This is a genomic window from Candidatus Jordarchaeum sp. (genome assembly GCF_052745115.1).
Genome location: NZ_JBRAKS010000102.1, coordinates 1 through 11,814 on the forward strand (window position 1 = coordinate 1; position 11,814 = coordinate 11,814).

At 40.4% G+C, this 11,814-nt stretch carries 9 protein-coding genes and 1 pseudogene; 5 read left to right on the plus strand and 5 right to left on the minus strand.

Annotation, left to right across the window (positions count from 1 at the left end; genetic code table 11):
• Positions 1-172 precede the first annotated feature (172 nt).
• Positions 173-457 carry a ferritin family protein gene (locus ACUVXA_RS08985; RefSeq protein WP_445870917.1) on the minus strand — a complete coding sequence of 95 codons (285 nt, stop codon included), beginning with the start codon at positions 455-457 and terminating at the stop codon, positions 173-175.
• Positions 458-676: 219 nt separating this feature from the next.
• Entirely contained in the window at positions 677-1,984 is a 1,308-nt protein-coding gene (locus ACUVXA_RS08990; RefSeq protein WP_445870924.1) for an anion transporter, read from the minus strand.
• Between the two features lie 664 nt (positions 1,985-2,648).
• Between ACUVXA_RS08990 and ACUVXA_RS08995 the strand changes: the two genes are divergently transcribed.
• Both ACUVXA_RS08995 and merA read left to right on the plus strand, forming a co-directional pair.
• Positions 2,649-2,837, plus strand: coding sequence for a hypothetical protein (locus ACUVXA_RS08995; RefSeq protein WP_445870918.1), 189 nt, complete (start codon positions 2,649-2,651; stop codon positions 2,835-2,837).
• 77 nt (positions 2,838-2,914) lie between these two features.
• A complete protein-coding gene (merA, locus tag ACUVXA_RS09000; protein ID WP_445870919.1) occupies positions 2,915-4,315 on the plus strand; it encodes a mercury(II) reductase in 1,401 nt (466 codons plus the stop codon).
• A 226-nt stretch (positions 4,316-4,541) separates the two neighbouring features.
• On the opposite strand, the gene ACUVXA_RS09005 is transcribed toward merA, so the two are convergent.
• From ACUVXA_RS09005 to ACUVXA_RS09015, 3 genes and pseudogenes are all read right to left on the minus strand, one after another.
• Complete coding sequence (locus ACUVXA_RS09005) at positions 4,542-4,799, minus strand: YHS domain-containing protein (RefSeq protein ID WP_445870925.1); 258 nt, start codon at positions 4,797-4,799, stop codon at positions 4,542-4,544.
• Positions 4,785-6,746 (minus strand): annotated as a pseudogene (locus ACUVXA_RS09010) (heavy metal translocating P-type ATPase); the annotation flags it as partial. The gene ACUVXA_RS09005 and the pseudogene ACUVXA_RS09010, both read right to left, overlap by 15 nt.
• A 28-nt stretch (positions 6,747-6,774) precedes the next feature.
• Positions 6,775-7,884, minus strand: coding sequence for an NAD(P)/FAD-dependent oxidoreductase (locus ACUVXA_RS09015; RefSeq protein WP_445870920.1), 1,110 nt, complete (start codon positions 7,882-7,884; stop codon positions 6,775-6,777).
• A 342-nt stretch (positions 7,885-8,226) separates the two neighbouring features.
• Between ACUVXA_RS09015 and ACUVXA_RS09020 the strand changes: the two genes are divergently transcribed.
• The 3 genes from ACUVXA_RS09020 to ACUVXA_RS09030 all read left to right on the plus strand — a co-directional run bounded on the left by ACUVXA_RS09020 (position 8,227) and on the right by ACUVXA_RS09030 (position 11,400).
• Complete coding sequence (locus tag ACUVXA_RS09020) at positions 8,227-9,690, plus strand: FAD-binding oxidoreductase (RefSeq protein WP_445870921.1); 1,464 nt, start codon at positions 8,227-8,229, stop codon at positions 9,688-9,690.
• 16 nt (positions 9,691-9,706) lie between these two features.
• Positions 9,707-10,996, plus strand: coding sequence for a (Fe-S)-binding protein (locus tag ACUVXA_RS09025; RefSeq protein ID WP_445870922.1), 1,290 nt, complete (start codon positions 9,707-9,709; stop codon positions 10,994-10,996).
• A gap of 128 nt (positions 10,997-11,124) precedes the next feature.
• Complete coding sequence (locus tag ACUVXA_RS09030) at positions 11,125-11,400, plus strand: hypothetical protein (protein ID WP_445870923.1); 276 nt, start codon at positions 11,125-11,127, stop codon at positions 11,398-11,400.
• The last annotated feature ends 414 nt before the right edge of the window (positions 11,401-11,814 follow it).

Sequence of the window (11,814 nt, forward strand, 5' to 3'; positions counted from 1 at the left end):
GGCTTAAAAAACGCTTCTTTTCGGGGAAACTTGTTGAGCAAAACACAAGCATATATTTCCCGTATACGGTAAAAAATGGAATATACTTCAAAAAGTGTTAGTCAGCCTATATATCATCTTAAAAAAATAAAGGTGAATAAAATTATAACTTTGATGCCTTTTTTATATGTTCTTATTCTTCTGATAGCTCTTTGACTTCTTCTTTGCCGCTTTCTAGTTCTTGCACCTGTTCCTTGTCCTCCATTAGTAAAAGTTCCAGAAACTCTCCCACATGTGTTTTTTCTTCTTTCGCTATATCTAAAAGAACTTTCTTGATGAGTTTGTTTTTAGTCATGGCTGCCAATTGCTCGTAAAGACTTACTGCATCCAATTCGGCTATCATCCCGACTCTCAGTATCTCCTTATCAACGTCTTCTATTTTTACTTTATTGATATCTATTGGCATTTGAGATAACATTTTACACACCTCTTTTTATACGATAATTTTCCTGCTTATAAATCTTAATTCTAAGAAAGGCGCGACAGATTTTTTTAAGGAACTGTTAACAAAATAATTTTGCTCTAGGAAATCTTGAACCTATAAAAAGTAGGAACCAAATTATTACAGTTTCAAGCATAAAACCGCAGTCTAGATTGGCTATAAGTTAACCTTGATTTAACTCTGTATTTTGATTGTTTAAAAAATTGTTAAGAAAATCCAATAAACTATAATATTTAGAATAGTGAGTGGTAATCCTACTTTGGCAAATTCGAAAAAGGTTAATGTTTCTCCATTTTTTTCCGCGTTCTGGATGATTATTACGTTACTTGCAGCCCCCAGAATGAATAAGTTTCCAGCAATGGTGCTTCCGGCGGCCAAGGCTACTAACTGGATAGTGGAGACTCCGCCAAAGTTTTCCAAGAGCTGCGGAAAGAGGGAAATAAAAGGCAAATTTAGCATCTGACCCAGAAAAACATTATAATAGTCTAACATTGGCAGGTAAAGAGCTACGAAGGGCACGTTGGAAATCAGCTGACTGGTGAGAACACTGGTCACCAGTATGGTTGGAATCTGAGTTATGCTCGGATTGAACCCTATAAAGGACTGGAAAAACCCAGAGTCCCAAACGCTCTCCATTAAAACAAACATTGACGCAAAGAAGATCAAGGTATACCAATCAATATTCTTTAACACCTCAAATCTCCTTCTACTAAAGATTAAAATCGGAGCCGCAGATATCAAAGCGATATAAGTTAATCTAAACTCAATTGGTGACCCCAAAAACACCAATGAAATTTTTACAATTATCATGATGACGATTAAAATCAGAGAAATTTTAGAAAGCATTGCCAGCCTCGGATCACTTATAGGATCTTGATTCTGGTCTTCCAATTTTTTCCCAAATTGATCTCTATAAAACATTTTTAACACAATATAAGTAATAAAAAGATTAATGATTGTAGGAATGGTGAGATATCTGAAAAACTCAACGAAAGGATTTTTAATATTGTCCCCGATGGCGATTAAAAGATTTTGAGGATTACCTATAGGACTCATCACGCTCCCTACGGTCACAGCAAAAGCCAAAGAAAGGAGTAAAAGCTTAGTAGAAATTCCGTACTTCTTGGCAAAATGCAAAACCAACGGGGTGCCAATGATTGCCAGTGTGTCATTCATAAGAAAAGCAGAAAATATACCCATACTGAACAAGATCAGCAGAATCAAATAATCTACATTCTTAGCCCTTTTAAACAAGCCATGAGATAAATGGAAAAGATAGCCGCTCGCATACAAAGCATCCCCCACCACAAACATTCCAAACAAAAACAGCATCACATCAATATTTATAGATTCAACAGCTTTTGGCAAAGAAATTTCCTGAGTTAGTAAAACAGCCACCGCCCCACCAAGCATAATCTGCCAAATCTTAAGTCTAATGTTACCTATCTTCCTAACCGCAATCAAAACAAATACCACTAACAAAACTATAACCGAAATACTCACAGGCAAAGCCATACTGATCCCCCCTCACTTATTAGAGACCCACAATTCCCTCAGCAATCCGTACAACGTACCAAATAAAGAGAGAAAAACGGAAAATCCTAAAAACCAGCTATCTCTCGATAGGTGAGTACGCCAAAAAAAGAAGCCATACCATAATTCCTGCCTGTTTGTGAGAGCTAGGTGATAAAATAAAAGGTTATTGTCCGTAATGGCAGTTTGCATATTTTGGGTAGTCCCTCTGTTGTAGTCTGGAAGTTATGCTCCGTTCATTCAAATTGCTTGGTTTGATAAATGCAATTGATGATATAACAAAGGGGTGTGAGCCCGATATAAGGTTTTTGGTTTCTAATTTGCAAAACAAATAATAATCTTAATTTGAGTCCTAAAAATCATTCAAAAATATAGGCAAATCCGCCGTTTATGAAACGCTTGTAAACTTTTTTATATCACTCATCAACATTTCTAAATAAGTTTAGAAATAGTACAGGTAATAATTTTATGACGCCAGTTCTCTAAGTAAAAGATTTATTTTTAGAGACCTTTTGGTTTGTTAAAGCCTAAATGAGTATTTCTTGTTTTTTATATCTTTTATAGGAATTTGAAAATATTTATAAACATTTAATTATTGTGAAAGGTAGAGATTAAATATCTGGAGGAGAAGTTTATGGTTAATGATAAGGACAAAGGTAAGGACTGTGAGGTATGCGCTCCAAAACTTAAAGAAACGGGAGAAATAGAAGAGTACGATTTTGAAGAATTGAAAAAATTATCTATAAAAGAACCGAAAGAACTTAGCATAGAGGAATTGAAAGATTTAACGCAAAAAGAAAAATTTGGAAAGAAAAATAGGTGATAAATACTCTGAAACCCAATATAACTGTTTAGAATAATGTATTTTTATGTAATAAGCCCAAAAAAGGAGGTTTTAATTTGGAAGATTTTGATTTAATAATTTTGGGTGGAGGATCTGCAGGATTTGCCGCCGCGATGAAATCAAACGAATTTGAAGCTAAGACATTAATTGTAAATAATAACGTTGTTGGAATCGGAGGAACGTGTGTGAATGTGGGTTGCTTGCCCACTAAGCACTTACTATATGTTGGGGAACTCATTCACAAAATGAAAGCACACAATCTGAACGGGCTGAGAGCATCTGTTTCTTTTGATTTCAAAACCATAATGGAAGAAAAAGATGAGCTTGTGAAGGAGTTCAGAGAGGAAAAATACGAAAAAGTGTTGGGAGAGATGCCCAACGTTGAGTACGTGGAGGGCGATGCTAACTTTATATCAAAAACTAGAATTCAAGCTATAGGAGAGATTTACGAAGCGAACAAATTCGTTATTGCCACGGGTTCCTCAACATTTTTACCCCCAATTGAAGGAGTCAATGAAGTTGATTTTCTGACCAACAAAGAAGCGCTACACCTCAAAGAATTACCCGATTCTATGATTATCCTTGGAGGCGGCCCATTAGGCATAGAGTTTGCCCAGATTTTTTCAAGACTCGGCACCAAGGTCTGTGTGCTTGAACAAATGGATAGAATTGTTCAAATAGAAGAACCAGAACTCACCAATCTGCTACAAGAATACTTAGAAAATGAGGGAATCAAAATAATTACAGGAGCTGAAGTTAAAAAAGTGACTCAAAAGGGAAGAGAAAAAATTGTAAAAGCAACTCTTAAAGGGAAGGAAGAAACATACACCGCGGAACAGCTACTCGTTGCAACTGGAAGAAGACCAAATACTTCTAATTTGGGTTTGGAAAAATTGGGAATTAGACTAGGCAGGGTTGGTGAAGTTATTGTTGACGAGGAAATGCAGGCAGGGGAAAATGTTTGGGCTGCGGGAGACGTAACCGGGGAACCTATGCTTGAAGCCGTCGCAGCCAGAGAAGGGATGATTGCAGCTAACAATGCCCTATCTGAAAATAAGATAGTAATGGATTACACAATTGTCCCTCGAGCCGTTTTCACTGATCCCCAGCTCGCAGGAGTAGGATTAACAGATGAACAAGCAGTCAAAAAGCGGATAAAATGTAATTGCCACACGATCCCTATGGAACTGGTACCGAAGGCAAGGGCAACAAAGGATATACGAGGAGCAATAAAAATGGTAATTGATAACGAAACCCAAGAGATAATAGGCGTTCATATTCTTGCAGCTGGAGCGGCTGACTTAATACATGAGGGTGTTATGATAATTGAAAACAGGATGACCATTGATAAAGTGATAAATGTACTACACATTTTTCCAACATTATCTGAAGCAGTAAAAATTGCGGCTCAATCCTTTAGAAGGGATATAACCAAAATGAGTTGCTGTGTGGAGTGATTACATAACCTTGGCGAGAAAGCCCCCGACTTTAGTCGAGGGGAGTGTCAAATCTCTCATCGCATGAATCCTGAGAATCACATAAGTTTTCAAATCAGGGTCTGGCAAATGTTAAAAAATATTAAAGCTCAAAGGCTATCTTTAGGGCATTTTCAAAATATACTTACCAAGTCGGAAGCTGAAACATGACAAACATTATTAACAGTCTATACTCTAAAAAAATAAGTTATTGATGATGAAGTTCATGTTCCACTGGTTTCTCTTGCTTCATCTTGGAGACGTATTTTTCAGGATTTTTCAGGAATTCCTTCTCGTGTTCCTCTGAACAGAAGTAGAAAATCTGATCCTGATATTCCGCTTTGCCTTTAGCCTCTTCCGGTTTAACCTTCATTCCGCAGACTGGATCAGTGGTGATGTGTTTCTTTTCCCTGAATTCCGCCTCTTTTGGTTCGTATTTTCTTAGGGTTTGGCTATTTATGGCCACTATAATGGTGCTTATGGACATGATAAGGGCTCCAATTGCGGGGGCTATGACTATGCCGAAACTGTATAGGAGGCCGGCTGCGAGAGGTATGGCGATGATGTTGTAACCCGCTGCCCACCATAGATTCTGAACCATCTTTGAGTAAGTTTTCTTGGAGAGGTCTACCATCTTTGTAACATCTCTCGGATCGTTTTTTACAAGAATGATGTCTGCACTTTCAACGGCCACATCAGTTCCTGCACCTATGGCGATACCCACATCTGCAGTAACTAGGGCGGGAGCGTCATTTATACCATCTCCAACCATGGCCACCTTATTGCCTTTTTTCTTCACGTACTCTACTTTTTCGGCCTTCTGGTCTGGTAGAACATGGGCAAAGTATTCGTCTATATCGAGTTCCTTTGCCACCCATTCCGCGACCTCTTCGGAGTCTCCGGTGAGCATGTAGACCTTTGCTCCCATACTCTTTAGCTTTTTAACAGCTTCATAGGACTCTTCCCTTATAGTATCTGAGAGTGCGAATGCACCCAGAAGATCCCCATTGGTAACAGTAAAGACGACTGTTTTTCCCTGTTTCTGAAGTTTTTCTATTCTCTTATCTTTTACTTCTATATTTAATTCTTTTAACAGATTAGGGCTTCCCACGTACACCTCTTTACCATTAAGCTTTCCATAGGCACCCTTGCCGGGAATCGCCTTGAAATCCTGTACCTGAGGTATTTCCACACCTTTTTCCTTAGCATACTCCACTATGGCCTTGGCGATTATATGCTCCGAATCTAACTCCACACTCGCTGTTAGAGGTAAGAGTTCATTTTCGGGAACAAATGAAACCACATCGCTAACACCGAATTCGCCTAGGGTCAATGTGCCTGTCTTGTCAAACATTATCACATTCACTTTCCGGGCTGCTTCAAAGGCTCTTCTATCCCTTATGAGAATGCCGCTTTTTGCTGTAATGGAGGTGGAAAGAGCAACCACTAAAGGTATCGCTAGGCCAAGTGCATGGGGACAGGCTATAACCATCACAGTCACAGATCTTTCAACGGCAAACTGAAGTGGCTCTCTGAGAATAAACCACACTATAAAGGTTATTATTCCAACACTGAGGGCAACGTAAAACAGAAGAGCCGCTGCCCGGTTTGCCAGATCTTGGGCTCTGGATCTGCTTTCCTGAGCCTGTCTCACAAGTTTAATTACCTATGCTAGGTAGGTTTCCTCGCCTGTCTTTTCTATTCTTACCGTTAAACTGCCCTCTCTATTTATGGAGCCTCCTATTACCTTATCTTCCTTTTCTTTATGAACCGGTTTTGACTCCCCAGTTAGCAGAGCTTCATTGACAAAGGACTCTCCATCAATCACTACCCCATCAGAGGGTATCTTTTCACCGGGGCGAACAAGAACCTTGTCACCAGCCTTTATCCGCGAAACCGGGACTTCTACAATTTCTCCATTTTTCACAAGGTGAGCTGTAGTGGGCATTATCTTGACCAGCTCTTCTAATGCTCGTGAGGCTCCCAACACACTCCTAGACTCTATCCAGTGTCCAAAAAGCATCACATCTATAAGTGTAGCTAGTTCCCAGAAGAAATCCGTTCCAAGTCTAACAAACACTGTCGCAGCAGAGTAGAAGAAAGCCACAGAAATGGCAGTAGCTATGAGGGTCATCATACCCGGCTGCCGATCCTTTACTTCTCTCACCATTCCCTTAATGAAGAGCCATCCACCATAAAAGTAAATCACAGCAGATAAAGCAAGCAACACTTCGTTCTGGTAGGGAATGTCTATTCTGTAACCAAACCAAAGCTGTATGGTTTCTGATAGAAGCAGAATAGGAAATGTGAGCACTAAAGAAATCCAGAATCTTCTCCGAAACTCCTCTATGTGATGAGCGTGAGTGTGCTGACCCTTTTTAGGCATCTGGTGATCTGATTGTTTATGGCTCATGTTATACCTCCTTTTATTCAGAGTTTTTTTATTTTGGGAATCTTCCCATTATCTCGTCAAAGTCTATTCTTTTCTTTAAGAAGTATTCCGTGTATCCCATGCTCACTATTTGTGGGCCAAATATTAGTATTGCTTTTCCTTCGCCTATCGAAAGAAGAGCTTTCGGAAAATCTGTCGTGTAACATATGGTGTGACTAAATTGTGGTTTTTTACCGTTAACTATTAGGCTTATGTTTTTGGCAACGGTTTCCGCTTGCACTAGTGCCTCACCCGCCATTTTTTGAGCCGTTTGTCCGTTAATTCTTACCATGGAGATATCTCCAATTGCGAAGGAATCTTCCCCACCTCTTATCATCAGTTTTTCATCGGCAACAATGTATCCGTTATCCATCGTTGCACCCACGGTTTTAGATCCGAGCTTAGAAACTTTGATTCCTGCTGACCACACTGTTAAGTCTGCGTCAACGCGGCTTCCGTCCTCAAGGATAACTCCCTCTTCTTCTATTCTTTTCACTCCATTATCTAGTATGAATTTTACTCCTCTTGAGGTGAAGTGTTCAAATGCAATCTTTTTGGCTGTACCATTATTGTATAATGGAAGCACAGTATTCCCCTTTTCAATCACAGTAACGTTCACCTTTTTATTCATGTTCTGGAAAAGATCTAAGGTTTCCGCTGCCACTTCGAGTCCTACAAGTCCCGCTCCAACTACTACCACGTTCGACTTATTATTATCTAATTGCTTTAATCTCTGGTTTATGACTTTAAAATCCGGTAAGGTGTAAGCAGGTATCGCTGAGTCTTTTCCACCCACGTTATAGAAGTTGGTTTCTGAACCCGCCGCTAAAACCAGAATGTCGTAATCCTTTTCCTTGTTTTGCACCTTCAATTTTTTTTCTTTCAAATCGATGCTATCCACATGGCCGACAGTTAGGTCAAAGTGCCAGTAATTTGAGAGATTTTTGAGGTCGTATGTTAGTTCTTCAATCTTTGTTTTTTCACTGATGAGTTCTGTGGCTCCTATGGTGTTTTCAAAATGTTTCCTATTAGAAATTAATTCAACTTCAGTGTTTCTCACTCCTCTCAGTACCAGTTGCCTTAAGACTTCGGTTCCTCCGTAACCTCCTCCAACCACCACTATTTTCTTTCTCAGTTTATCACCTTCAATAAATTATTTTGTAACTTTTATGGGTGTTAAAAAGTTAGTTTAACACTAGATGTCGCCCCGCATTTTTCTACAATCAATTGGGAATTGTTTTTCTGATTCGGTATGTTTCTTTTCCAGTTTTTGGGGCGTTTTTTTATTTTTAATCTTAAATTTACAATCGTTAACTCCAATTTGTAATATATAAACTCTTCCCCCCAAGAAGGTCAGCCACCATAACCTTAATAAAAAAGAATAAGAAAGAAGGTATAAAGCAACAATTAACATAGATATAAGTTTTATCCATTCAAGACAAGAAGTATAAGGAGGAAAACCATGACCAAATTAATTGAAGTGGATAAGCTCCACGAGGAGTTAGCTGGAATCGTAGGCGAGAGATTTGTTTCCAACAGACCGGAGGAACTATTTCTGTACCACTGGGACTTCGTGACAGCTGAAGAGCCCGGCAAATGTGATTTTGTGGTGATGCCCGAAAATACGGAAGAAGTTAAAGGGATTATTGAGCTTGCTAACCGGGAGAAAATGCCAGTTGTGCCTTGGATTTCGGGAATAAATATTGGTGGAGTTTGCATTCCAAGAGAGGGAGGAATAGTGGTAGACTTGAGAAGAATGAATAAAGTTCTTGAGGTTAACGAGGATGACATGTACGCCGTTATTGAGGGCGGAATCACCTGGGGGGATCTGAAGGGCTACTTGTTAAAGAACCACCCGGATCTGAGAGCCGGAATAACTTGGTCGCCGCCGGGAACCGGAGTTATATCGGCATACATTTGCTACGGTATGCTCGACCTGGGAATGATTGGAGGGACCGGAGCAGAATTCATCAACGGCCTAGAAGTGGTTCTACCTAACGGTAAAGTGGTGCGGGTGGGCTCCTGCATGTCTACTGATTACTGGTATGGGCGACAACCATACCCCGACTTAGCAGGCTTATTTATTGGTTGGGAGGGAACAACCGGAATAATCACCAAAGCCGGAATCAAGCTTTGGCCAAATCTGCCCCGCAGAGACTACATTGTTCTAGGAAAAACCGTGGATTCTGGGATAAAAATTTTTAAGAAGCTGGCAAAGGCTGGTCTGGGAATTGTGGACATGTGTTTTCTAAACTTTGTGTGGCTTACTGCCACACAGGGCGTTCGTGACAATGAAAATATTCCGTCTGAGCCCGAAAAGGCTGGTCTTCCCGATTTCTATGGACTGGTAACCGTTACCGGTGCAACAGATAAAGAGCTTGATGCTAAGGAGGAAACCCTCATGAAAATAGCCTCTGAGGAGGGTGAAATGGCTACACGCTTCGGCGACGCCATTGGTCTTTTTGCCGAAAACCAGATTGGAGAATTTCTAACTTATACAAGTGTACCCATCCAGCTCTACACGGTTTGGGACTTCACAAGGGGCGGTGGCGGAGAATGGACCGGGGGATACGTTTCCTCAAAGCACTTGGTTGATATGTACTACAAGATGAGGAAAGCTGCGATAAGTCATGGTAGGCGTCCCCAGTTTTATGGCAGAGCAATGTTCGGTGGACACTACTGGATTGGCCGAATGAACATCTCCTTCAGCAAAAATGATCCCGAAGAGATTGAAAGTGTAAGAAAGTGCCTCATGGACATGGATGAGGAGGCAAGAAAGGTGGGAAGCTTCATAAGATACAAACCACCACCCTGGGCCAAGGCTCGCAACTTTGAGAAGGCGGATCCCAACACCCTGGAACTTATGCAAAAAATTAAGAAACTCATTGACCCCAACGGGATAATGAATCCCGGACAAGGACTCTAAAAGAAGAGGGATAGATATGGAAATGGTCAAGCCTAAGGAAAGGGAAATTTTTGAAAGAGTGATGAAAAAGTATATTCCCGGGAGAGGGGTAACTGAGAAGGTCACAATTCCCGATAGAGTAACACTTGAGAGATACAAAGAACTAGAATACTATAAGGACCAGGTTTACCGCTGTGGAAAATGCGGACAATGCCGATACACCTATCAGAACGCGGATCTGGCTCGCTCCTGCCCTAGTGGTGAGTTGAGAAAGTTTGAGTCCTACTATCTGGGAGGGAAAAACCTACTGTTGTGGGGTCTAAACACGGGGAAAATTAAGTGGAGTGATGCCTTGGCTGAGATACTATACCATTGCACACTGTGCGGAAATTGCACCCAGCAGTGTCAGCTGGAGGGTATTCACACATACGCTTTGGAGTGGCTCGCTGCTGCCCGGGAGAAAGCGGTGGAAGAGGGTTTTGGACCTATGCCGGAACAGAAACGCTTCGCCCAATCTGTGGTAGAAGAGTATAATCCCTACATTGAAAAACACGCTGATCGGTTAAACTGGCTCGGGGATAAGAAGGGAAAGCTTCCCGAGAAGGCGGAAACAGTATATTTTGTGGGTTGTACCTCCGCTTATCGTCAGACAAAAATTGCTAATTCCACTTTTAATGTTCTTTCGAATTTGGGAAAGGATTTCACGGTTATGCAGGACGAGTGGTGTTGTGGCTCTCCCCTGATATGGACCGGGCAAGTAGATGTTGCTAAGAATTGTGCAGAGCATAACATTAAGGAAATCGAAAAAACTGGTGCGGAACTAGTCATTACTTCTTGTTCGGGTTGCTACCGGATGCTCAAAGAAGTCTACAAAGACAAGTTCAATCTGGACTACGGATTCGAAGTGGTACACTCACCAGTCTATATGCTGGATATGATTAAAAAAGGAGAATTAACTCTGGAAAAATCGGTAGACAAGAAGGTAACCTATCATGATCCCTGCCATATTGGCAGACACATGGGAATATATGAGCCACCCCGGGAGCTTCTGGCGAGTATTCCCGGCTTGGAGCTGGTGGAGATGCCTCGAAACAGGCACAACGCCTGGTGTTGCGGAGCTGGCGCAGGAGTCAAATCCTCTTTCAAGGAGCTGGCATCATTTGCAGCCACTGAAAGATTAAAGGAGGCAATGGACACTGGAGCCGAAATATTATCATCAGCCTGTCCCTTCTGCTACAGAAATCTTAGCGATGCGAAAGAAGAGAACAAAATGGATATTCAAATAATGGATCTTATGGAACTTGTTAATATGTCTATGAAAACCTAATTCCCCATTTTCCATTTTTTTAAAATTTTTTCTTATAATGCCTTAATTGGATTAAACGCCATTTTAGAAACATTTTTATGATTAAATAAGTGTTATTTTTTCAAAAAATTAGTGGGGGTGATAATTAGATGGGTGTTTACAGACCGGGAGGCGTAATTGCACTAGCCATAATTCTAATGATCATCGCAGCCCTTTCAATTATAGAAGCTATAATAATTTTTATCAGTGTTCTTCCACCGCTGTATGATATAGTAACGTTCAGTACAGTTGTTTGGATATGGAAGAAATTAATTATACCCGACCTTTTTTCTCTAAGCGGATATACGCAAACAATTAAATATTTTAACCCATTTTTCGCAGATTCTGCGAGGTTATTCTTATGGTTGAACCCTTTCCGGCTATAGATTCGCAGAATCTTTGTTGCGTTTTTCTTCGGTTATATCCTAATAATTTATGGTTTTAAAGGCGTTTCTCATTAATTTTTAAGGTTTTAATAGCTTTAAATTGGAAAACGCCGGGAAACAGGCTTGAATCACACAGGGGAAAGTCTCAAAAAAAGGCAGATTTTGCGAATCTATCGTCCGGAGTGGAAGGCGGGCATTGTGCGGGCTTCTCAAATATAATTAGTATGATTCTCAAGAAAGAACTTCAAACAATTGAGAGAACATCGAACTCTACTATAGAATTCACAAATGTGCGAAAAATGGGTTTTAACATATTTAGTGTGGCTGCTATTATTTTTTCGGTGCCATTTTTTACCGTATACGGGAAATATATGCTTGTATTTTGCTCAACAAGTTTCCCCGGAAAGAAGCGTT